This window comes from Luteimonas sp. TWI596, from assembly GCF_039674105.1.
GTDB lineage: Bacteria > Pseudomonadota > Gammaproteobacteria > Xanthomonadales > Xanthomonadaceae > Luteimonas.
This window is the reverse complement of record NZ_JBDJMU010000014.1, coordinates 25,371-47,210: the sequence shown is the minus strand read 5'-3', so window position 1 is coordinate 47,210 and position 21,840 is coordinate 25,371. Positions and strand designations below refer to the sequence as shown.

16 protein-coding genes are annotated in these 21,840 nt (G+C 70.1%); 7 read left to right on the top strand and 9 right to left on the bottom strand.

Features of this window, described 5'->3' with window-relative positions; translation table 11 throughout:
* Window positions 1–37: 37 nt before the first annotated feature.
* The 3 genes from ABE487_RS11925 to ABE487_RS11915 are packed head-to-tail and all read right to left on the bottom strand — an operon-like array spanning window position 38 to window position 7,745.
* A complete protein-coding gene (locus tag ABE487_RS11925; protein ID WP_346442228.1) occupies window positions 38–3,118 on the bottom strand; it encodes an efflux RND transporter permease subunit in 3,081 nt (1,026 codons plus the stop codon).
* On the bottom strand, window positions 3,115–6,621 hold the full coding sequence (locus ABE487_RS11920; protein ID WP_346442229.1) for an efflux RND transporter permease subunit: 3,507 nt from the start codon (window positions 6,619–6,621) through the stop codon (window positions 3,115–3,117). Before ABE487_RS11920 ends, ABE487_RS11925 begins: the two co-directional genes overlap by 4 nt.
* A complete protein-coding gene (locus tag ABE487_RS11915; protein WP_346442230.1) occupies window positions 6,621–7,745 on the bottom strand; it encodes an efflux RND transporter periplasmic adaptor subunit in 1,125 nt (374 codons plus the stop codon). The genes ABE487_RS11920 and ABE487_RS11915 overlap by 1 nt, the downstream gene beginning before the upstream one ends.
* Window positions 7,746–7,983: 238 nt before the next feature.
* Here ABE487_RS11915 and ABE487_RS11910 point away from each other — a divergent pair, with 238 nt between their 5' ends.
* Complete coding sequence (locus ABE487_RS11910; protein WP_346442231.1) at window positions 7,984–8,349, top strand: cytochrome c; 366 nt, start codon at window positions 7,984–7,986, stop codon at window positions 8,347–8,349.
* Complete coding sequence (locus ABE487_RS11905) at window positions 8,346–8,786, top strand: cytochrome c (protein ID WP_346442232.1); 441 nt, start codon at window positions 8,346–8,348, stop codon at window positions 8,784–8,786. The genes ABE487_RS11910 and ABE487_RS11905 overlap by 4 nt, the downstream gene beginning before the upstream one ends.
* 262 nt (window positions 8,787–9,048) lie before the next feature.
* Here the strand turns inward: ABE487_RS11905 and ABE487_RS11900 are convergent, their stop codons facing one another.
* Both ABE487_RS11900 and ABE487_RS11895 read right to left on the bottom strand, forming a co-directional pair.
* A complete protein-coding gene (locus ABE487_RS11900) occupies window positions 9,049–10,668 on the bottom strand; it encodes a hypothetical protein (protein WP_346442233.1) in 1,620 nt (539 codons plus the stop codon).
* 31 nt (window positions 10,669–10,699) lie between these two features.
* Window positions 10,700–11,293: an NfuA family Fe-S biogenesis protein gene (locus tag ABE487_RS11895; protein WP_346442234.1), complete on the bottom strand. Its 594-nt coding sequence runs from the start codon at window positions 11,291–11,293 to the stop codon at window positions 10,700–10,702.
* 99 nt (window positions 11,294–11,392) lie between these two features.
* Between ABE487_RS11895 and ABE487_RS11890 the strand changes: the two genes are divergently transcribed.
* Window positions 11,393–11,734 (top strand): 4a-hydroxytetrahydrobiopterin dehydratase, encoded by a 342-nt coding sequence (locus tag ABE487_RS11890; protein WP_346452794.1) that lies wholly within the window; start codon window positions 11,393–11,395, stop codon window positions 11,732–11,734.
* 17 nt (window positions 11,735–11,751) lie between these two features.
* The gene (locus ABE487_RS11885; RefSeq protein WP_346452793.1) at window positions 11,752–12,642 is read left to right on the top strand and encodes a DUF6624 domain-containing protein; all 891 of its coding nucleotides are present in this window, start codon (window positions 11,752–11,754) and stop codon (window positions 12,640–12,642) included.
* Window positions 12,643–12,739: 97 nt separating this feature from the next.
* Here the strand turns inward: ABE487_RS11885 and ABE487_RS11880 are convergent, their stop codons facing one another.
* The gene (locus tag ABE487_RS11880; RefSeq protein WP_346442237.1) at window positions 12,740–13,702 is read right to left on the bottom strand and encodes an RluA family pseudouridine synthase; all 963 of its coding nucleotides are present in this window, start codon (window positions 13,700–13,702) and stop codon (window positions 12,740–12,742) included.
* A gap of 409 nt (window positions 13,703–14,111) precedes the next feature.
* Between ABE487_RS11880 and ABE487_RS11875 the strand changes: the two genes are divergently transcribed.
* A complete protein-coding gene (locus ABE487_RS11875; RefSeq protein ID WP_346452795.1) occupies window positions 14,112–17,360 on the top strand; it encodes an Rne/Rng family ribonuclease in 3,249 nt (1,082 codons plus the stop codon).
* Between the two features lie 256 nt (window positions 17,361–17,616).
* On the opposite strand, the gene ABE487_RS11870 is transcribed toward ABE487_RS11875, so the two are convergent.
* The 3 genes from ABE487_RS11870 to ABE487_RS11860 all read right to left on the bottom strand — a co-directional run bounded on the left by ABE487_RS11870 (window position 17,617) and on the right by ABE487_RS11860 (window position 20,238).
* Window positions 17,617–18,264 (bottom strand): response regulator, encoded by a 648-nt coding sequence (locus ABE487_RS11870; RefSeq protein ID WP_346449682.1) that lies wholly within the window; start codon window positions 18,262–18,264, stop codon window positions 17,617–17,619.
* 83 nt (window positions 18,265–18,347) lie between these two features.
* Window positions 18,348–18,941, bottom strand: coding sequence for an SCO family protein (locus ABE487_RS11865; protein ID WP_346445838.1), 594 nt, complete (start codon window positions 18,939–18,941; stop codon window positions 18,348–18,350).
* Between the two features lie 151 nt (window positions 18,942–19,092).
* Window positions 19,093–20,238: a pyridoxal phosphate-dependent aminotransferase gene (locus ABE487_RS11860; RefSeq protein WP_346452792.1), complete on the bottom strand. Its 1,146-nt coding sequence runs from the start codon at window positions 20,236–20,238 to the stop codon at window positions 19,093–19,095.
* Between the two features lie 227 nt (window positions 20,239–20,465).
* Between ABE487_RS11860 and ccmA the strand changes: the two genes are divergently transcribed.
* Both ccmA and ccmB read left to right on the top strand, forming a co-directional pair.
* Window positions 20,466–21,101, top strand: coding sequence for a heme ABC exporter ATP-binding protein CcmA (gene ccmA, locus ABE487_RS11855; RefSeq protein ID WP_346444933.1), 636 nt, complete (start codon window positions 20,466–20,468; stop codon window positions 21,099–21,101).
* Entirely contained in the window at window positions 21,098–21,787 is a 690-nt protein-coding gene (gene ccmB, locus ABE487_RS11850; protein WP_346444935.1) for a heme exporter protein CcmB, read from the top strand. Before ccmA ends, ccmB begins: the two co-directional genes overlap by 4 nt.
* The last annotated feature ends 53 nt before the right edge of the window (window positions 21,788–21,840 follow it).

Here is a 21,840-nt window from a genome sequence, read left to right as displayed (position 1 = left end):
AATGGCCCGCACCGCCAAGCGACGCGGGCCAGTGACGTTACGACGCCGTGGACACGCCCGCCGGCACGCCCCGCGCGCGGCGGAGCATGCGCGCCGTGCCGTACCGCAGGTCGTCGAGCAGCGCGTAGATCGTCGGCAGGAACAACAGACTGACCACGGTCGAGAACGCCAGCCCGCCGGCAACCGCGCGCGCCATCGGCGAGTACGCCAGACCGCCGAGTACGACGGTGTCGCTGAGCGAGATCGGCACCATCGCCAGGATCGCCGTGCCCATCGTCATCATGATCGGCCGCAACCGCTCGCGGCTGCCCTCCACCAGCGCCTCCAGACGCGGCATGCCGCGTCGGCGCAGGTTGTTGATGTGTTCGACCATGATGATCCCGTTGTTCACCACCACGCCCATCAGCACCAGGATGCCGATGAAGGCCATGACCGTGAACGCGGTACCGGTGAACCAGAACAGCCAGAACACGCCGAACACCGAGAACAGCACGCAACTCATGATCGCCGCGGGGAACAGCAGCGACTCGAACACCGCTGCCATCACCACGTAGATCATGATCACCGCAATCACCAGGTTGAACAGCATCTGCTGGCTTGCCGCCGTATCGTCCTCGAAGCCGCTGCCGGAGAAGCTGTAGCCGTAGCCCGCTGGAAACGCGACCGTGTCCAGCGTCTGCTCCAGCGCCTTGCGGGCATCGGGCATCGTCGTACCGCCAGCGAGGTTGGCCTGCAGCGTCAGCGAGGTCTGCCGGTCGTTGCGGGTGATCCGGCTGGAGGCCGGCTCCACCCGCATTTCGACCAGGCTGGTCAGCGGCACGCTGCGGCCGTCCGGCGCCCGGACCATGAAGGCGGCGATATCGGCTTCGCTGTAGGTCTCCGCGCCCGCGAAGCGGACCCACACCGGCACCTCGTCGTCACCGCGCCGGAACTCGCGCAGCTGGCTGCCGCGCAGCGCCAGGCCGACGAAGTTCGAGACCTGCTCGGCCGAGAATCCGAACGCGGCTGCGCGGTCGCGATCGACGCTGATCCGAAGCTCGTGGTTGAGATCGCCCGAATCCACGCGCACGTCGCGCAGCGCCGGATTGGCCGCCAGGATCGGGATCACGCCATCGGCGATCTCGCGCAGTACCTGGGTCGAATCGCCGACCAGTTGCACCTGGACGCCCTGGCTGCCGCCCGCCCCGCCGCCGCCCTGGCCGCCACCGCGTACGCCGACATCGGCGCGCGCGGACTTGGGCAGCGCCTCGCTGATCTTGTCCGACAGCACCCGGGTGTCGGACACATCGTCCTGGAACGTGATGATCGTGCCCGAATCGCCGCCCTCGCCGAACCACGAGTAGAGCTGACGGATCCGGTACTGCTCGCGGCGCTGGTCGAGGAAGGTCTCGTAGCGTCGCACCTCCTCGGAGCGCTGTTGCAGGTTGTAGCTGCCCTTCCACTGGTAGTAGAGCTGGATCTCCTTGCCGCCGCCGCTGTCGCCGAACATATCGAACTTGATCTGGCTCATCGGCAACAGGCTCAACGCGACCACCAGAACGATGCCCGCCACCGACCAACCGCGGTGCTGCAGCGACCAGCGCAGGAGCCGCGCATAGCCGCGTTGCATGCGCGGGATCAGCCCATCGGGCCGGGCGACCGCCGGCGGCGTCTTCATGCGCGCCGACATCATCGGGATCAGGCTCACGGCCACCAGCCACGAGGCCAGCAGCGAGACCGAGATGGTGATCGCCAGCTGATTCATGAAGATGCTGATGTTGTTGGTCTCGCCCAGCATGTTGGGCACGAACACGATGCAGTGGCACAGCGTGCCGGCCGACAGCGCGATCGCGACATGCCGCGTGCCCAGCACCGAGGCCAGCCACGGCTGGTCGGGCATGCGTTCGCGCTCCTGGTAGATGCTCTCCACCACGACCACGGCATTGTCGACCAGCATGCCGACCGCCAGCAGCAGGCCCATCAGCGACAGCACGTTGAGCGTGACGTCGAAAAAGTGCATGAAGCCCAGGGTGATGATGAAGCAGATCGGGATCGCGAGCGTCACCATCAGCGTCGACGGCCAGTGGCGCAGGAAGAAGTACAGCACGACGATCGACAGCACCAGACCGATCGCGCCCGCCTCGACCAGCTCCAGCAGCGACGACGTCACTTCCTCGCCCAGGTTCTGGATCACCTTGACGTCGATGCCTTCCAGCCCCGGTTCGCTGCGCGCGGTCTCGACTTCGGCCAGCACGCTGCGCGCGATCTCGACGAGGTTGGCATCGCGCTCCTTGAAGATCTCCAGCCCCACCGCCGCCCGTCCGTCGAGGCGCCGACCATAGTCCATGCGCTGCGGCTTGAAGCGCACGTCGGCGATGTCCGACAGCCGTAGTCCCTTCTGGTCGATCACCAGGTCGCGCAGTTGCTGCAGGTCCTGGATCTCGCCCAGCGGCTGCACCCGCAAGCGCTGCCCGCCATCGAGGATCTGGCCGGCCGAGACCGAGAAGTTCAATGCGCGCAGGCGAGTGGCCAGCGCGTTGAGTTCGATGCCGTGCGCAGTCAGGCGATCGGGCTGGACTGCGATCTCGACCTCGTTGGGCGACGCCCCGCTGATCTCCACGCGCGCCACACCGGGCACCCGTTCGAGCCGGCGCTTGAGCTGCCGGTCGATCATCTCGTAACTGCCCGACAGATCGACATTGGCGGCCAGGCGCAGGCGCAGGACCGCCTGGTCACTGGCGGTCCACTTGTGGACGAAGTAACGACGGAAATCGTCGGGCAGGTCGGAGCGGATCGCGTCGATCTTCTCGCGCGCCTCGGCGGCGCTGATCGCGATGTCGCGGTCCCAGTCCGAGAACTCGAGCAGCACACCCGCGCCATCGGCATTGGCATCGCCGCGCATGCGCTTGATGCCGCTCATCGTCGCCAGTGCCTCCTCGGCCGGGCGCAGCAGGTTCTGCTCGGCCTCGACGGGCGTGGACCCCGCGTAGGGCAACTCGACATAAAGGATCGGCATGGTCAGGTCGGGCAGCGCTTCCAGCGGCAGGCGCACCGCCGCGATCAGGCCGATCACCACCATCGAGACGAAGCACATGATGGTGGTGACCGGACGGCGCAGGCTCAGCTCGGCGATGCTCATGGCGTGCCTGCCTCCGCCCCATCGCGCTCAGCGGCCGCACCCAGCCGCGCGCGGCGACCACGCTCGGCGTAGAACGCATCGGACTTGCGATCGAGCAGCTCGTAGACCACCGGGATCACCAGCAGCGTGAGCACGGTCGAGACCGCCAGCCCCCCCATGACGGTGATCGCCATCGGCGAGCGCACCTCGGCGCCCTCGCCCAGCGCCAGCGCCAACGGCAGGAAGCCGAACAGCGTCGCCAGGGTGGTCATCACAATCGGACGCAGACGCGAGCGTGCGCCCTCGACCAGCGCCTCGCGCTTGGCCACGCCGGCCTCGCGCAACTGGTTGACCTTGTCGATCAGAATGATCGCGTTCTTGACCACCAGACCCACCATCAGGATCAGGCCGATGAAGGCAACCACCGAGATCGTGTTGCCGGTCAGCAGCAGCGCCCCGATCGCACCAACCATCGCCAGCGGGATGGTGAACAGGATCACGAACGGATGCAGCAGCGATTCGAACTGCGAGGCCATCACCAGGTAGACCAGGAAGATCGCCAATGCGAACGCCATCAGCAGCGAGCGCATCGACTCGGCGAGTTCCTCGCCCTGCCCACCGATGTGCAGCCCGATCTCGGGACCGAGCGGGTTTTCGGCGACCATCTGCCGCACCTCGGTCATCGCCGCGCCCAGGTCGATGTCGCGCAGGTTCGCCGACACCACGGCCACGCGTACCTGGTCGGCCCGGTGGATCTCGCTCGGGCCGATGGTCGCGACCACGTCGGCGACCGAGTCCAGTCGCACGGCCGCGCCGCTGCCCGGATTGACGATCAGGTTGCGGATGCGCTCCACCGAATCGCGCTCATTCTCCTGCGCGCGCACCAGCACATCGATCTTGCGGTCGCGGAAGTTGTAGCGCGTGGCCACCTCGCCGCGCACCGCGCGCACCACCGCATCGGCGATCTGCCGCGTGGTCAGGCCGAACGCCCCCGCACGCGCCTGGTCGAAGACGATCTGGATCTCGGGGAAGCCCTGCTCCACCGTGCTCTTGACGTCGGCGTAGTGCGGATTTGCCCGCAGCAGTTCGGCCATGCGCTGGCCGGCCTTCGCCAGCCCGTCGAGATCCTGGCCGCGCAGTTCGATCTCCAGCGGCGTGGAGAAGCTGAAGATCTGCGGCCGCGAAAAGTCCACCGCGACGCCGGGATATTGCCGCATGGTGTTGCGCAGGCGCTCGGTCTGCTGCGCCTCGAACTCGCGGCTACCGCCGTCGCTCATGACGATGCTCAACCGGCCGATGTTCTCGCCGCTCTCGGTCGGATTCGCGTCCAGCCGGGTGCCGCTGCCGCTCACCCCGAACAACAAGGCCACACCGTCGTCGTCGCGATGCGCCTGCTGCACTTCGCGCATGATGCGGTCGGTTTCGCGCAACGGGGTGCCGGGCGGCAACTTGGCGGTCATTTCGAACCGGTCCTGGGCCAGTTGCGGGATCAGGTCGGTCCCCAACAGCGGCACGGCGAACATGCTGACCACAAACACCGCGGTCGCAGTACCCAGCACCCACCACGGCCGCGCCAGCGCCGCCGGCAGGATCCGCATGTAGCCACGCTCGGCGCGCTCGTAGGGCGCCATCGCCGCATCGCTGGCGCGTCCCATCACGCGGCTGACCACGTACGAGACACCGCGCCAGGCACGAATGAGCAGCCAGACCAAGCCGAACAGCACGCCATGAATGCCGGTGCCGATGCCGCGGCCGGTCGCCGCCAACGGCTTCTGCCAGCGGCGCTCGGGGCGCCATTGCGGATGCGGCGCTTCTTCCGGGAAGGCCAGCGGCGGACGGCCTTTGAGCGAGGCCAACATCGGGATCAACGTCATCGCCACCAGCAGCGACACGCCGACCGCGATGGCGATCGTCAACGCCTGGTCGCGGAACAACTGGCCGGCGATGCCTTCGACGAACACTAAGGGCAGGAACACCGCGATGATCGTCAGCGTCGAGGCGATCACCGCCATGCCCACTTCCCGGGTGCCGGTGATCGCGGCCTCCAGCACGCCCAGCCCGCGTTCGCGCGCCTTGGCGATGGACTCGAGCACGACGATCGAATCGTCGACCACCAGACCCGTCGCAAGCGCCAGGCCGCCGAGCGACATGACATTCAGGCTCAGGCCCAACTGGCCCATGAAGAAAAACGTGGTGATGATCGAGACCGGCAGCGACAGGCTCACCACCAACGTGCTCCACCCATTGCGCAGGAACAGGAAGATGATCAGCACCGCCAGAGTGCCGCCGATCAGCGCATCGGTGCGCACGTCGTTGATCGCCGCCCGCACGAACTTCGACTGGTCGTCGACGACGGTCAGCGTCATCCCCGGCGGCAGGTCCTTGCGGATCACCGCCAACCGCGCCTGGATCGCATCGGCGGTCGACACGGTATTGGCGTCGCCCTCCTTGTAGATCGCCAACTCCACCGCCTCGTCGCCGCCGAGCCGGATGATGCTCTCGCGTTCCTTGAAGCCCTGGCGCACGGTGGCGATGTCGCGCAGCCGGATCGCGCGGCCGCCCGCGATCGTCGCGCCATCCGCGCCCGAGGCGCTCTGCACCGACGCCGCAGCGGCGAGCACCGCCTGCGAACCACTGGCCGCCGCGATCGCGGCCATCTGCTGCGCCGCGCTGGCGGCGGCGTTGTCGCCGCCCGACTGCGTGGCCACCAGCATCTCGCCGATCTGCTCGACGCTGGCGAACTGGTTGACCGTGCGCACCAGATAGCGCTGCGTGCCCTGGTCGAGACGACCGCCCGACAGGTTGATGTTCTCCTGCTGCAGGCGCTGGATCACGTTCTCGATCGGCAGGCCGATGCGCGCCATCTGCTGCAGGTCCAGTTCCACCTGCACTTCGTCTTCGAAGCCGCCGCCGACCTTGACCGCGGCCACGCCGGCCACCGGCTCGAGCTTCTTCTTCAGATCGTCGTCGGCGTAGCGACGCATGCGCGTCAACTCGTCGACCGCACCGCCCTTGTCGCCGGCGGTCAGCGCGAGCCGCAGGATCGGCTCGGTGGACGGGTTGAAGCGCAACAGCACCGGCGGCTTGACCTCGAGCGGCAACTGCAAGGTCTCGAGCTTGTCGCGCACCTCCAAGCTCGCCTGGTCCATGTCGGTGCCCCAGGCGAACTCGAGCACCACATCGCTCTGGCCGGTCCGCGAGATCGAGCGCAGCTTGCGCACGCCCTTGACCACGCCCAGCGCCTCCTCGACCGGCTCGCTGACCAGGGTCTCGATCTCCGACGGTGCCGCGCCGGTGTACTCGGTGCGCACCGTCAGTGTGGGGTAGCTCAGATCGGGCAGCAAGTTGACCTTGAGGTTGGTCAGCGCGATCAGGCCGAACAGCATCAGGCTGATCGCGACCATCCACACCGTCACGCGGCGCCGCGTGGAGAACTCGACCAGATCGAACCGCCTGGGTGCGGTGGCATGCGGGTCCGCGGCCGGGCCGTCGCCGGCGGGGCCTTCGTGGGAGGCGCCGGCCATTACTGCGCGTCGCTCTTGGCGCCGGTGGCGGGCTTGGCGGCCGCGACCGGGGCCGCGCCGATCACCTGCACCGGGCTGCCCTCACGCAGCGCGACCTTGCCGGCGGTCACCACCTGCATGCCGTCCTCCAAGCCGTCGCGGACTTCGATCAGATCGCCATCCACATACCCCAGCGTCACCGGCACGCGCACGGCCTTGCCGTCACGCACGGTGAATACCGCCGCCTGGTCGCCGTCATCGAGCAGCGCGGCGCGCGGGATCACCAGCGCGTCGGCGCGCTGGTCGTAATCGATGTGGATGCGCCCGAACATGCCCGCGCGCAGCGCATCGGTACCGGCGAAGGCGGTGACCACGCGGAATGTGCCGCTGCGCGACTCGACCACCGGCGCGACGCGCTCGACGACGCCCTCGAACGACTCGCCCGGCAGCGCGTCGACCTGCAGCCGCACCGGCTGGCCGCGCTTGAGCACGCGCAACTCGCGCTCGGGGACATTGAGCGTCGCCTCGATGCGCGCGTTGTCGACGATGCTGAAGATCGGCGTGTTGATCTGCACGAAGTTGCCGGTGCGGATCATGCGCTGGGAGATCACGCCTGCGATCGGCGCGGTGACCGTGGTGTAGGACAACTCCAGCTGCGCCATCTCGTACTGCGCACGTGCGGTATCGAGGTCGAACTTGATCTGGTCCAGATCGTTGGCGCTGATCATCTGCTGGCCGACGAGCTGCTGCGCGCGACGGTAGCTGTTTTCCAGCTTGCCCATCGTCGCCCGGCTCTGCAGCACCGCCAGGCGTGCACGATCGGGGTCGAGCCGCACCAGCGGCTGGCCGGCCCGGACGGCATCCCCCTCCTCGACCAGCACCTCCAGCGCGATTCCCGAGGTCTTGGCGACCACGTCCGCACCGCGCGGTACGTCCAGCGACGCGGTCCCCACATAGCTCGCCGCCACACTGCGCCTCGCCACGGCCTCGGTCTCCACCGGCACCGGCGCCTGCGCCGCATCGCCGGGCTGGGCCTGGGCATCGCCTCCTCCCCCCTTGCAGGCGCTCAAGCCGAAGGCGGCCGCCAGCAGCAGGCTGCCGGCGAAAATGCGTCCCGAGGACGTGCGAACGAGCAGTGTCGACATTGGAATGGAATGACCCCTACGGTGTGGTAGCAATGTAGTTCACCCGAACATGCGGATTCCATCCGCCATTGGTCATGGTGACCTCCAGCGTTGCGAACTGGGCCTGGATGCGCCGTTGGGTTTGCACAGAGCCCATGGCTATACTGGCGCGGTTGCCCGCGGTTCAGCGACCGCCCGCGGGTCACGTCCCACGCTTCCCCGACAGCCGTTCCAGCCACTCAGGATTGCGGATACCAAGATGACGCGACCGCTGCTGCTCGCCTCCTGCCTCGCCCTTGCCGCGATGGCCTCTCCCGCGGCCCTGGCGCAGACCGCCGCCGCACCTGCCGCCGCGGCCAATGCGCCGCTGGCGGGCGACGCCGGCAACGGCCGGACCCTGACCTACACCTGCCAGGGCTGCCACGGGGTCGAGGGCTACCGCAACGTCTATCCGCACTACCACGTGCCCCGGATCGGCGGCCAATCGCCCCAGTACCTCGTCAATGCGCTCAACGAGTACAAGCGCGGCACCCGCCGGCATCCGACGATGCAGGCCCAGGCGCAGAGCTTCTCGGACCAGGACATCGCCGACATCGCCGCCTTTCTTTCGGAGCTGACCCAGTGAGCGGCATGAACCGGACCTTCCTTCTGCTGATCCCGACCGCGGCCTGTCTGGCGTTGGCCGCCTGCGGCGGCCCCGCCGCCGACGGCCAGGCGCATGCCGGTGGCGGCACGTCATCGTCGGCCGGCCTGCCCAAGGGGTCGGTGCAGGCAGGCGAGCGCGCAGCGAACGTCAAGAGCGCCGCGACCGGCCAGACCTGCACCGATTGCCACGGCGCCGGCGGCAATGCGCCGCTCGACCCGACCTATCCGAAGATCGGCGGGCAGTACCGCGACTACATCGCCCACGCGCTCCAGGCCTACCGCGACGGCACGCGCGAGCATGCGCTGATGTCGCAGCAGGCCACCGGGCTGAGCGACCAGCAGATCGCCGACCTCGCGGCCTACTTCGCCGACCAGCCCAGCCAGTTGCGCGATCTTCGCGGCGTGCACGACCGCTGACCGTCGTCGTCGCCGTTCGACCCCATGCGCGCCCTCGCTGGAGGGATGCCCAAGAGCGGATCAACACCTGTGATCCGCTCTGCCTGCGTGCGGCCTGCCGACTCTAACTTCGGCTTCGGATTTCAGCCGCTGCCCCCGACCTGCGCGCCGTAGCGCGCGCCGAGCACCACGGGGCGACCAGGCCCAATCGCAGTCCTGGCCTGAGCGCCGTGCGCCTGGGCCGCGCGCGGCACAGGCGCACGCACTGAATTCGATTCCGGCCTCATTTGCCCAGGCTGTCGCGGTCTTCCTGCAACTCCGGCTTCCACGGCACGTCCGGTGGCGGCCGGCCGTCGGTCTCGACGTCCTGCATGTTCGGATCGGTGATCCCGCAGCCGCCGCCGAAGGCCAGCAACGCGACGCTGCACTGGATGGTCTTGCTGGTGCCCGGAATCGGGATCAGCACCGTCTGCACGCTGCGCCGCACCCATTCTTCCAGCAGCGATTCGCTGGGCACCCAGTAACGATCGAAGCGCGTCGACTCGTAGCCCGGGGCCGGTCGCCGCAGCCAGGTGCCCATGCGGTCGATCTTCTCGAAATCCTCGGTGATCGTGCCCGGCGGCAGCCCGCCGCCCACGCGCCCGCCATCGGCCAGGCGCGGGCGGCCATCGGCGCCGAACAGGCCCGACGGGCGACCGGGCCGGCCGCCGTCGCGCGCGGTGTCGGCATCGCCCCAGTCGTCGGCAGCCCGGGTCGACGGCGCGGCGCCCGGCGGGGACGCCGCGACGGGCCCACGCCCTGCGGTCGCGGCCGGGGTCTGCTCGCCCGTTCCCGGCGCTGGCGTCGCCGCGCCGCCTGGCACGGGCCGCGCCGGAGCAGGCGCCGGTGCCGAGGTGGGGGCCGGGGTCGTCGCGACTTCGGCAGCGGGCGCGGGATCGCGCAGCGGCACGTTGCGTTCGCGCGCGGTGACTTCGGGCGCGGACCGCGCCGCTGGCGTCGGCGTCTCGACCGTCACGTCCGGTCGCGGCGCGGTCGGCAGACGGACGGTCTCGGTCGCCTGCGCCACGGCCCGCTCGCGGACCTCGAGCTCCAGCGTCGGCGCCTCTGGCGTGGGCGGCGCCAAGTCGATGCGCTGAGGACCTCGTAGGGCCGGGATCTCGACCGCCTGCAACGGCGCGTCGGGCACCTGCCGGTCGCGCACGGCGACCTCCGGCGCCGCCGGACGCGGCGGCGGCAGCGTGAACGCACTGTCTGGCCGCGGCGTCTCGGTGACCTGCAGCACGTCCTGCGCGGGCGCGTCGTCCGCATCGGCCATCGATTGTGCGGGCGCGGGATCCTGCGCCGGGGGCGGCACCGTGGGCGCGGGTACCGGTGCGGATGCCGGGTCGGTGGGCGTCGCCTGCGCGGCAGCGGTCGGTGTCGGTGGCGTTGGTGCCTCGCCCGGATCGCCCCCGGCATCGCGTGGCGTGCCGGCGCCAATGAACACCGCCTCGACGACGTGCTCCTCGCCGTGGGCGGCGGCCTCGGTCGCGGCGAGGAACCGCGCCTGCATCAGCAGCAGCAACAGGCCCAGCCAGCTCAGTTGGATCAGCAGCGTCGTCACCAGCGAGACGACCCGCAGGCCGCGCTCGTCCCGGGGGGCATGCTCCCAGAGCGGATAGGCCAGGCTGGCCCAGGCGGCCAGTGCACTGGCCGGCGGCGCATGCCGACGCCGAGGCGATGCCGGCCGGCCGGCCAGCACTGCGGCGATCGCCGGCGCGGCCGCGCCGGTCACCCCGCCGGCGCGCGCCCGCATGGCCGCAAACCACGCCGTCCAGCCGGGCGGAAAGTCCGGCGCCGCCTCGGCCGCCCCGCCCGACCGCCGGCGACGGAGCACCTCGATCAGGTCGGTAGAGGTGAACATCCGTCGCAGGCCGCCGGCTGCCGGACCTGGCTCAGGCCACGTCGCGCGGCATGTACGGCGCGCTGCCGCTGTCGTGGTCGGTCGCGTCGCGCACGGCGGTGACGCCGGGGACCTTCTCCATCAGCGTCTTCTCGATGCCCTGCTTGAGGGTCACGTCGACCAGGCCGCAGCCGTGGCAGCCGCCACCGAAGCGCAGCACCACCACGCCCTCGGCGGTGATCTCCTGCACCGACACGTTGCCGCGATGCTGGGCCAGCTGGGGATTGACTTCGTTCTCGACCACCCAGTGCACCCGCTCCACCAGCGATGCAGCCTCCGGCGGCGCTTCGCCCTTGATCTTCGGCGCACGGATCTGCAACTGCCCGCCGGTCGCGCGGGCCTCGTAGTCGATCTGCGCGCCGTCCAGGTAAGGCACGCTGGGCGCGTCGAGCCACAGCGTGAAGCCCTCGCAGTCGATCGCCCATTCGTCGCCGGTCAGATCGCCTGGCTCGGCGAACTCCAGGCGCACGTCCGCGCGCGTGGTACCGGCGTGGACCGCGGCCAGGCGCACCCCCAGTCCCGGTAGCGCCTCGCGCTCGATCAGCTTGCGGAAATGCGTCTGGGCGGATTCGGAGATATTGATCATGGGGGTATTCTAGCGAGCCTGCGCCGGCGCACGTGCCGGTCGCCGTCTGTCGCATGAATGGCCGTTGCGGAACGGCCGCCGCTGCCCAAGGAACTGCCGATGTCGGATCTGACCCCCCTCGCCCAAGCCCACTGCATCGCCCGCCGTGGCGCCGAGCACCGCCTGCCTGAAGCGCGGGTACGCGAACTGCTGCAGCACCTGCCCGAGTGGACCCTCGCCGAGGACGGCGGCGCGCTGACCCGCACGTTCCGGTTCGAGGATTACCACCGGACGATGGCGTTCGTGAATGCCCTGGCGTTCATGGCCCACCGCGAGGACCACCACCCCGACCTGGGCGTGCACTACGACCGAGTCGACGTGCGCTACTCGACCCACGACGTCGGCGGACTGAGCGAGAACGACTTCATCTGCGCGGCCAAGGCCGACCGGTTGGTCGCGTGAGTCGCCGCGCGATCGGCATGCTCGCCGCGCTCGTCTGCGCGGTGCCTGCTTGGGCGAATCCGCCAACCTTCATGGACGCGTTGGACGCGTACACGGCGGGCGACCCCGCCCGTTGCGGCGAGATCCTGCTGGGCGCGGAAGCCGCGGGCGGCGCGATCCCGATGAGTGGCGAACTGCTGACCGCCGAATGCCTGTCGGCGATGGGACGCTACGATGATGCCTTCGCGTATCTGCGAAGGCAGCTCCCCCACGGTCGGATCGCACTCGACGAACTGCTGGGCAAATCTCGCCCGGGGCTGGACGCGTTGCGGGCGCAGCCGGGATGGACCGCATTGCGCGCCGAGGCCGAGTCGCTGGACGCCGCGCGCGCCGACACCCGCGATTCCGCGCTGCGCGCAGAACTCCTGGCGCGCGCGGCGCGTGACCAGGCCGTCCGCAGCGCGATGACCGATGGCGGCACGGGGCGGCTCGATCAGTCCGACTGGGAGGCGATCGCAGCAGTGGACCGCGAGAACGTCGCATGGCTGAAGCCGCTGATCGAAACCCGAGGTTGGCCCGACAGTGATCTGGTCGGCCACGACGGCGCGAAGGCAGCTTGGCTGCTCGTCCAACATGCCGATCACGACCCCGCATTCCAGCGGGACGCGCTCGCGCGGATGCAGGTCGCGGTGGAATTGGACCGTGCCGACCGCAGCGACTTCGCGCTGCTGACCGACCGCGTCTTGCTCGCGGACGGCCAGCCCCAGCGCTACGGCACCCAGTTCCAAACCGGTGACGATGGCGTCATGCGGATGCGCCCGGTGGAGGACCCGGACGGCCTGGAGGCGCGCCGCGCTGCTGTCGGACTGCCCTCGATGGCCGACTACCGGCAAGTGCTGCGCGCGGGTTACGGCACCGAGGTCGAATGAGGGCGCGGTCAGTGCACTGCGGCCATCGACTCGGCGTCCCAGCGTCCGGCGAGCGTCTTTGAGCGGGATTCCAGTCGCGCCGTGACCGCCTCCCGGCTCAGCCCAGCCGGTCCAGCGCCTCGCGCAGGTCTTCGGCCAGCGGCGCATTGAGGACGTAGGCCTCGCCGTCGTCGAGCGTGAACTCCAGCGATGCGGCATGCAGGAACAGGCGCCGCAGTCCGATCTGCTCGCGCAGCCGGCGGTTGACCTCGAGATCGCCGTACTTGTCGTCGCCGGCCACCGGATGGCCGATGTGCTGAGCGTGTACGCGGATCTGGTGGGTGCGCCCGGTCTCGATCCGCACCTCGCAGTACGACTGTCCACCGCGGCGCTCCAGCACCCGGAAATGGCTCAGCGAAGGCTTGCCCGCGGCGTTGACCTGGACGTGGCGCTCGCCGCCCTGCCGCAAGCCCACGTGCAACGCCGCATCGACGCTCATCGTGCCGTCGGGCAGGCGGCCGGCGAGCAGCGCGAGGTAGCGCTTGCGAATACCCGCGCCGTGATCCTCGCGCATCAGCGCCTGCAACTGGGTCAACGCCGAGCGCTTCTTGGCCAGCACCATCAGCCCCGAGGTGTCGCGGTCGAGCCGGTGCACGAGCTCCAGCGACTGGTTCGGTCGCAGCGCGCGCAAGGTCTCGATGACCCCGAAACTGATCCCGCTGCCGCCGTGGCTGGCGATGCCCGACGGCTTGCTGATCGCCAGCAGCCGCGCATCCTCGAACACGATGCTCGCCTCCATCGCCGCCAGCAGCCCGCGCGACGGCGTGCCCGCCTCTCCGGCCGGCGCCAGCCTGACCGGGGGAATGCGGACCTCGTCGCCGGCCTCGAGCTTGCGCTCGGCCTTGGCGCGGCCACCGTTCACCCGGACCTGGCCGCTGCGCACGATCTTGTAGACGATCGACCGCGGCGCGCCCTTGAGCTGGCCCAGCAGGAAGTTGTCGAGGCGCTGGCCGGCGCGGTCGTCGGTTACCCGGACCAGCCGCACGCCGCCGCCGGCCGGGCCGGAATCGTTGTCAGTCATCGTCGCTTATTTATCTGCTACACTCGGCCCGCGATATAAGGTGCTGATTTCCCTGGAAGATCACGGGCCAAAAGCCCACCTTCCGAAGGTCTCCGGACAGTGCGCGGCCACCGCCCCAGGGGCGGCCATGTTAGCGGCTGGACGGCAACGCTGCTTATCGCCCGATGCCTGGCATCGGCGCTGAACACGTCCCGCGCGGCGCCCGTCCCGGTCCAAGACCGGTCGCGAGCGGCCAGCGGCCCGCAACACCCAGACAACAACGAGCGCTCCCGCGGCCCGCCGTGGTGTCGTAGCGCTGGAAAATCCGGTTCGTCGCTGCGCGTGCGCGGCGGCTTCAGGCTTCATCCAGGCGAAACGCCCCGACGTTCCGCGCGCGAGAGCGCGTTGAGGAACGCAATCCATGAAGCGCATGCTCATCAATGCGACGCAGGCAGAAGAACTGCGCGTCGCCATCGTCGACGGCCAGTCCCTGTACGACATCGATATCGAACAGCCGTCGCGGGAACAGAAGAAGTCCAATATCTACAAGGGCCGGATCACCCGGATCGAACCCTCGCTCGAGGCCGCGTTCGTCGAGTACGGCGCCGCCCGCCACGGCTTTTTGCCGCTCAAGGAAGTCTCGCGCGACTATTTCCAGGCCGGCGTCGACCCCAACAAGGGCTCGATCAAGGAACTGTTGCGCGAGGGCCAGGAGGTCGTCGTCCAGGTCGACAAGGAAGAGCGCGGCAACAAGGGCGCCGCCCTGACCACGTTCATCTCGCTGGCCGGCCGCTACATGGTGCTGATGCCCAACTCGCCGACCGCCGGCGGCGTCTCGCGCCGGATCGAAGGCGAGGACCGCGCCGAGCTGAAGAAGGCGATGGACGCGCTGACCATTCCCGACGACATGGGCGTGATCATCCGTACCGCCGGCGTCGGCCGCGACGCCGAAGAACTGCAGTGGGACCTGGACTACCTGCTGAGCATCTGGCGGGCGATCGCCGAGGCCGCGCTCAGCAAGCCCTCGCCGTTCCTGATCTACCAGGAGTCGCGCCTGATCACCCGGGCGCTGCGCGACTACATGCGCGCCGATATCGCCGAGATCCTGGTCGATACGCCGGAGATGTACGCCGAGGCGCGCGACTTCGTCGAGCAGGTGATGCCGCACAACCTGCGCAAGCTCAAGCACTACACCGACGACGTCCCGCTGTTCAACCGCTACCAGATCGAGTCGCAGATCGAGAGCGCCTACGAGCGCACCGTGCGCCTGCCCTCCGGCGGCGCGCTGGTCATCGACCAGACCGAGGCGCTGACCGCGATCGACGTCAACTCGGCGCGCGCCACCAAGGGTGGCGACATCGAAGAAACCGCGTTCAACACCAACCTGGAGGCCGCCGACGAGGTGGCCCGCCAGCTGCGCCTGCGCGACCTGGGCGGCCTGGTGGTGATCGACTTCATCGACATGTCGTCCAACAAGCACCAGCGCGACGTCGAGAACCGGCTGCAGAACGCGCTCAAGTACGACCGCGCACGCGTGCAGCAGAACCGGATCTCCAAGTTCGGCCTGCTGGAGATGAGCCGCCAGCGCCTGCGCGCGAGCCTGGGCGAGTCCAGCCAGATCGTGTGCCCGCGCTGCGAAGGCCACGGCCGTATGCGCAGCATCGAATCGCTGTCGCTGTCGATCATCCGCGTCGCCGAAGAGCACGCGATGAAGGACAACACCGGGCAGGTGCTGGTGCAGGCACCGGTGGAGATCGCCAACTACCTACTCAACGAGAAGCGCAGCGCGCTGGCCGAGATCGAGAAGCGCCACGGCGCCCCGATCATCATCGTCGCCGACGAGCAGTTGCATACGCCGCACTACGAGGTCTCGCGCATCCGTGAGAACGAGCTCGGCGAGGAGACCAGCCGCCCAAGCTACCAGCGCGGCACGCCGCGCCGCGTGGCGACGATCGCGCTGAGCAAGGGCAACCTCAATGTGCCGCCGCCGGCCGTGACCAATGTTCGCCCGGCCCAGCCTGCGCCGATCCGCGAGCCCAAGCCCGAGCCGGCGCCCGCCCCGGCCCCCGCGCCCGTGGCCGCCCCTGCACCGGCGCCGGCCCCGGCCTCGTCCGGCGGTTTCGTCGGCTGGCTCAAGACGCTGTTCGCCGCTCCCGCCCCTGCGCCGCAGCCCGCGCGCCAGGACACCCGCGCGCCGCGCCCCGATGGTCAGGCCCGGGATGGCCAGCCGCGCGGCGAAGGACGCGGCAACGGCCGCAACGGTCAGCGTCGCGACCGCCGCGGGTCGCGTTCGGGTGGACAAGGTGGTCAGGGCGCGCAGACCGGCGCCTCGGCACCTGCACGCGAGGAGCAGGCCGCCACGCCGCAGCGCGAATCGCGCCGCGAGCAGCCCGCAGCCCAGGACAAGCGTCCCCAGGAGCGTCGCCAGAAGCAGAAGCCGCCGCGCGCGCCCCGTCCGCCCAGAGGCGAGGACGACGCCCCCGAGACGATGACGGCCCCGGCCGTCGCGGCCACCGCGGCCGCGGTCTCGACGCCGCCGGCCCAGGCGGCAGCGCCCGCACGCACGGAGGTCACCCCGGCACCGGTCGAGTCGCCGAAGGTCGAGGCATCGGCCCCGGCAGAGGCCGATCGGCACGCGCCGGCTTCGGCAGCGGACGCGGCATCGCCCCAGCTCGCGCCGGCCGTGGTCGATGCCGATCCGACCGACGAGGATCGGACCGACGAGGCACCGACCGCGAGCGATGATGACGAGGGCGGCAACGGCCGTCGCCGTCGCGGTCGTCGCGGCGGCCGCCGCCGCCGCCGTGGCAAGGCCGGCGACGGCAGCGTCGCGGGCGACGAGCTGCAGCAGGACGACGACGATGCCGCGGACGACCACGGCATCGTCCCGTCCGACCGCGCCCAGCCCGAGTTCGACTTCGACGACCTGCCGGCCGCCCCGGCGCAGCCCCAGGCCGCGACGTCGGCGCCTGCGCTCACGCCCGCTGCAACCGCGGCGCCTGCTTCTGCCGCAGCCGCAGCCGTGATCGCGACCGGCGCCGATGGCGCGGCGCAGGCGCCTGTCGACAACGCGTCCGAACCGTCGTCGGCGGCGCCTGCATCGGCCCCGAGCACCGTCCCGGCCCTGCCGGCAGCAGAAGACGCGCAGACCGACGTCGATACCGGCGTGGCAGACACCTCGGTTTCGGCACAGGCCCAGGACGCGGACCCGGTCGATCCGGCCGCGACGCTGTCGACCCCGTCGGCGGTCGACACCGCCCAGGCCGAGGCTGAGGCCGCCGTGCCCGCCTCGCCGGTCGAACAGCCGGTGGCGGACGCTGGGAGCCGCGAGACGGCTCCGGGTCTGTTCGATGCGCCGGTGTCCAGCACCCCAGCGACCGACGCAGTCGAGCAGGTCGAAGCGGTCAAGGCCGTCGAGGTCGAGCGGACCGAGGCGATCGACGAGGTGCCGCAGGCCGCGCACGCAGTCGACTCGGCAACGGATGCGTCGCGGGCCGGTATCGCCGCAGCGACGCCGCCACAGGCCGAGCCGACGGACGCAGTCGAGCCCGAGGCGCAGCCCGATGGCGAGCGTCACGACGTGCCCGAGTCCGCAGTCGCGACGCGCACGCCTGCGGCAAGCGACGCCAAGGCCAAGCAGGACGAGCAGCCGGACCCGCCGCCGAGCCGCGAGGCCTGAGCCACACGAAGAAGCCCCGGCATGTCCGGGGCTTCTTTTTGGCCCTCTCGGCGAGCCAGCGTCTGTGCCGCAACGCGCGCTCGATCGCGGGCATCACTGCGCTGGGCAGCAGATCCCACAGCGCGCCCGACGCATACGGGCGGCGAGACGGCCCCGCCCTGCCTCGCCAGCCGGCCGGATCCGGGTGCGGGCCACGACCGTGCCGAGACGATCAGTCCGCGCTTTCGCGTCGGTACCGCGGGCGCGGCGCGGGCGCCTACACCGCCATGTCGGGCGGTGCGATGCCGTACTGGCTCGCCAACCGCGCCAATGCGATCGCATCCTGGATCTGCAGTTTTTCGAACAGCCGCGATTTGTGGGTATTGACCGTCTTCGCGCTCAGGCTCAGCCGCCGGGCGATGTCCTCCTGCCGCAGGCCGTGCAGCAACAGCATCGCAACCTCGAGCTCGCGACTGGACAGCGCATCGAACGGCGTGCCATCGCCGTCGACGCCGGCCAGCGCCAGGTTCTGCGCAATCGTGCTGGCGAGATAACGCTTGCCGCGCGCGACGTCGCGCACCGCACGTACCAGCTCTGCGGCATCGCCGCCCTTGCCCACGTAGCCCGAGGCGCCGGCTTCGATCAGCCGACGCGGCATCGGCCCGTCCTCGAGGATCGAGACCACGATCACGCGCGTCGGCGAGCCGCCGCGCACGATGCGCTCGGTGACCTCCAGACCGCTGACGCCGGGCAGGTGCAGGTCGCACAGCACGATATCGGGCTGCAGCTTGCGGATCTGCGGCAGCGCGTCCTCGCCGCTCTGGGCCTCGCCGACGACCTCGATGTCGGACTGTCCGTCGAGGATCATGCGCATGCCGGTACGTACCAATGCATGGTCATCGACCATGAACACACGAATCTTCATCCTTGTTGTCCCGTTGTATTCCCCAGAACGAGGCTAAGCGGTGCATCGCGGTGGCCGCAAGTCGGAGAAGTCCGACCGCAAGGTCAGTCGGTTCCGCGCTCGCGCGTCATCAAGACCCGCAGGTCGTCGACCATCTGCGCGACCGGCTGATCGTACTGGAACGCCAGCTGCAGCCGGCCGTCCGGCCCGATCACGTAATTGACCATGGTGTGGTCCATCGCATACGACGAGCGGGTGGGCACCTGCCGGTAGGTCACACGGAAGGTCTGCGCCGCCAGTCGCGTCTGCATCGCATCGCCGCGCAACGCGACGATGCCGTCGCCGAACGCGCGCACGTACTCATCGAGCACCGCTCCGGTATCGCGCTCGGGATCGACGGTGACGAACACGATCCTGAGCCGGTCGCCGTCCTCGCCCAGCGCTCGGCGCACCTGGGTGGCCTTGAGCAGGCTCGTCGGGCAGACCTCGGGACAATGGGTGTAGCCGAACGAGAGCAGGACGTAATCGCCTCGGAAGTCGCCCAGGCCGCGCGGGCGGCCCTCGGTGTCCTGCAAGTCCAGGCTGCGCCCGTAGGACACACCCGACAGGTCGGTGCCGTGGAACGGGCCGGCAGGCGGCGACGCGCACGCAGACAGCGCGAGCGTGAGACAGAGAACGGACGGCAGCAACGATCGCACGGGGACGCTTGAGGGTTCGGGAAGGACAATCGCGGCGCCGCGTGGGCCGCGAGGTCCCATGATTCTAGGCGCTGGGCCCTGAAGGCGCGGTTGCGACCGATCGTCGCAGCCCCGCCACCACGGCCCGGCGGCCCGGCGGCCCGGCGGCAGGCTACAGCGTGCGCAGCCGCGCGATCGCCGCATCGAGCGTCGCCGGATTTTTCGCAAAGCACAGCCGCGCCAGCCGCTGGCCCTGCGGTGGCCTGGCGTAGAACGGCGAAAGCGGGATCGCGGCCACGCCCTTGTCGATCGTCAGCCAACGGCAGAACGCCACATCGTCGAGTTCGCTGACCTGGGCGTAATCGACGAGCTGAAAATAGCCGCCCGGGACCGGCAACGGCCGCAGGCGCGTGGTCGCCAACTGCGCGGCGAACGCGTCGCGCTTGGCCTGGTAAAACGCGCCGAGCTGCTCGTAATGCGCCGGCTCCTCGCGCAACATCTCGGCAAACGCATGCTGGGCCGGTGCGAACGTGCAGAACACGTTGTACTGGTGGACCTTGCGGAACTCCGCGCTCAACGCCGGCGGTGCGATGCAGTAGCCAAGCTTCCAACCGGTGCAGTGATAGGTCTTGCCGAAACTCGAGACCACGAATGCGCGCTCGCGCAGCGCCGGGTAGCGCAGTGCCGACTCGTGCCGCGCGCCGTCGAAGACGATGTGCTCATAGACCTCGTCCGACAGCAGGTAGATGCCGGTGTCGGCGACGATGTCGGCGATCGCCTGCATGTCGTGGGCCGCGAACATCGCGCCTGAGGGGTTGTGCGGGCTGTTGACGATCAGCAGGCGGGTGCGCGGTGTGACGGCCTCGCGCACGCGCTGCCAGTCCGGCGCAAAGGTGGCCGGATCCAGCGGCACATGCACCGCGACCGCACCGGCCAGTTCGATCGCCGGCGCGTAGCTGTCGTAGGCCGGGTCGAGCACGATCACCTCCTCGCCGACGCGCACGACCGCGTGGATCGCGTTGAACAGCGCCTCGGTCGCGCCGCTGGTCACGGTGACTTCGGTCTCGGGATCGGGAAGATGGCCGTAGACACGCGCGGTCTTCTCTGCGATCGCCTGGCGCAGCGCCGGGATGCCGGTCATCGGCGCGTACTGGTTGTGACCGTCGCGCATCGCCGCGGCGAGTGCATCGACCAGGCGCGGGGGCACCTCGAAATCCGGGAAGCCCTGCCCGAGATTGACCGCGCCGTGCTCGGCCGCCAGCTGCGACATCACGGTGAAGATCGTGGTGCCGACCTTGGGCAGCTTGGTCCGGATCATCTGGCCTGCGTCCATCGTGAAAGGGGCACCGAGTGTACGGGGCCACCCACCCCAAAACCGGGGTCAGCGTGCCATTTCGCCATGAAAATGCAAGCAGACCCCGGTTTTGGACCCCGGTTTTAGGGGCGGGCATCGGTGGCGGCATTGACCCAGCGCAATGCCGGGGTCGGCGGCAGTCCCTAGAATGCAACTCCGACGCGGCCCTTCCGCCCGCCGACCGCCCGCCCATGCCTGCTGCTGTTTCGCCCCTGCTCGCCACCCGCGGCCTGCGCTTCTCGCGTGACGAGCGGCCGGTCTTCGGGCCGCTGGACTTCGCGGTGCAGTCCGGCGAAGCGCTGCTGGTGCGCGGCGGCAACGGCGTCGGCAAGACCACGTTGCTGCGCGTGCTCGCCGGGTTGCTCGAGGCCGACGAGGGCACGGTCGAGGTCGCCGGCCGCCCGGTCGCGCGCGCGATGCGCGCCGGCACCATGGCCTATCTGGGCCATCTGCCAGGGCTGAAGGCCGACCTGGACGCGGCCGAGAACCTCGCCTTCCTGGCGCGCCTGCAGGGCTGCCGGGCCAGCCAGACCGCCGAGCGCGCGCTTGGTGTCGTCGGGCTGGCCGCGCACGCGCATCTGTTGGTGCGGCAGATGTCGGCCGGGCAGAAGAAGCGGCTGTCGCTGGCGCGGCTGTGGATGTCGCCCGCGCCCCTGTGGCTGCTCGACGAGCCTTACGCCAATCTCGACCTGCAGGGCATCGAGCTGGTCAATCGCATGGTCCGTGCCCAACTCGACGACGGCGGCGCGGCGCTGGTCACCACCCACGGCGCCTACGCCGCGCCGCCGGTGCGCACGCGCGAGCTGTGCCTGGACCCGGCCGCATGAGCACACCGCTGCCCACGCTGGCCGGCAGTGCCCGCGCGCTGATCGCGCGCGACCTGCGACTGCTGTGGCGCCGGCGCGGCGACGCGCTCCAGCCGGCCCTGTTCGCATTGATCGTGATCGTGCTGTTTGCACTGGCGCTGGGCAGCGACGCGGCGATGCTGGCCCGGGTCGCGCCGGGCGTGCTGTGGGTCGCGGCGCTGCTGTCGGGGTTGCTGGCCCTCGACACGCTGTTCCGCGGCGACGCCGACGACGGCTCGCTCGAGCAATGGATGCTCGCCCCGGTCCCCCTGGCCTGGCTGGTGCTGGTGCGCACGGTGTCGCATTGGGCGACCACGACGCTGCCGCTGCTGCTGGCCACGCCGCTGCTGGCCGAACTGCTTGGACTGCCGCGCGCGCAATTGCCGGTGCTGCTGGCGGGACTGGCATTGGGCACGCCGCTGCTGAGCCTGCTCGGCGCGGTCGTCGCCGCGCTGACCATCGGCATGCGGCGTTCCGGTATCCTGTTGGCGCTGCTCGCACTGCCGCTGTACGTCCCGGTGCTCGTGTTCGGGGCCGGCAGCGTGGCGATCTCGGCCCAGGGCCACGATCCGACCGGCGGCCTGCTGCTGCTCGGTGCCGGCCTTGCCGCCGCCGTGGTGTTGGCGCCCGTCGCCGCCGCCGCCGCCATTCGCATCGCGCTGACCTGACCGCATGCAGCGACCGCCCGCCATCGACGCGCCACCGTTCCGCCCGCGGCCGG

Bases quoted from the DNA above. Each gene is read 5' to 3' on its own strand.
- ABE487_RS11925 (WP_346442228.1), bottom strand. From the start codon at position 3,118: ATGAGCATCGCCGAGCTGAGCCTGCGCCGTCCGGTCACCACCATCATG.
- ABE487_RS11920 (WP_346442229.1), bottom strand. From the start codon at position 6,621: ATGGCCGGCGCCTCCCACGAAGGCCCCGCCGGCGACGGCCCGGCCGCG.
- ABE487_RS11915 (WP_346442230.1), bottom strand. From the start codon at position 7,745: ATGTCGACACTGCTCGTTCGCACGTCCTCGGGACGCATTTTCGCCGGC.
- ABE487_RS11910 (WP_346442231.1), top strand. From the start codon at position 7,984: ATGACGCGACCGCTGCTGCTCGCCTCCTGCCTCGCCCTTGCCGCGATG.
- ABE487_RS11900 (WP_346442233.1), bottom strand. From the start codon at position 10,668: ATGTTCACCTCTACCGACCTGATCGAGGTGCTCCGTCGCCGGCGGTCG.
- ABE487_RS11895 (WP_346442234.1), bottom strand. From the start codon at position 11,293: ATGATCAATATCTCCGAATCCGCCCAGACGCATTTCCGCAAGCTGATC.
- ABE487_RS11890 (WP_346452794.1), top strand. From the start codon at position 11,393: ATGTCGGATCTGACCCCCCTCGCCCAAGCCCACTGCATCGCCCGCCGT.
- ABE487_RS11885 (WP_346452793.1), top strand. From the start codon at position 11,752: ATGCTCGCCGCGCTCGTCTGCGCGGTGCCTGCTTGGGCGAATCCGCCA.
- ABE487_RS11880 (WP_346442237.1), bottom strand. From the start codon at position 13,702: ATGACTGACAACGATTCCGGCCCGGCCGGCGGCGGCGTGCGGCTGGTC.
- ABE487_RS11875 (WP_346452795.1), top strand. From the start codon at position 14,112: ATGCTCATCAATGCGACGCAGGCAGAAGAACTGCGCGTCGCCATCGTC.
- ABE487_RS11870 (WP_346449682.1), bottom strand. From the start codon at position 18,264: ATGAAGATTCGTGTGTTCATGGTCGATGACCATGCATTGGTACGTACC.
- ABE487_RS11860 (WP_346452792.1), bottom strand. From the start codon at position 20,238: ATGATCCGGACCAAGCTGCCCAAGGTCGGCACCACGATCTTCACCGTG.
- ccmA (WP_346444933.1), top strand. From the start codon at position 20,466: ATGCCTGCTGCTGTTTCGCCCCTGCTCGCCACCCGCGGCCTGCGCTTC.
- ccmB (WP_346444935.1), top strand. From the start codon at position 21,098: ATGAGCACACCGCTGCCCACGCTGGCCGGCAGTGCCCGCGCGCTGATC.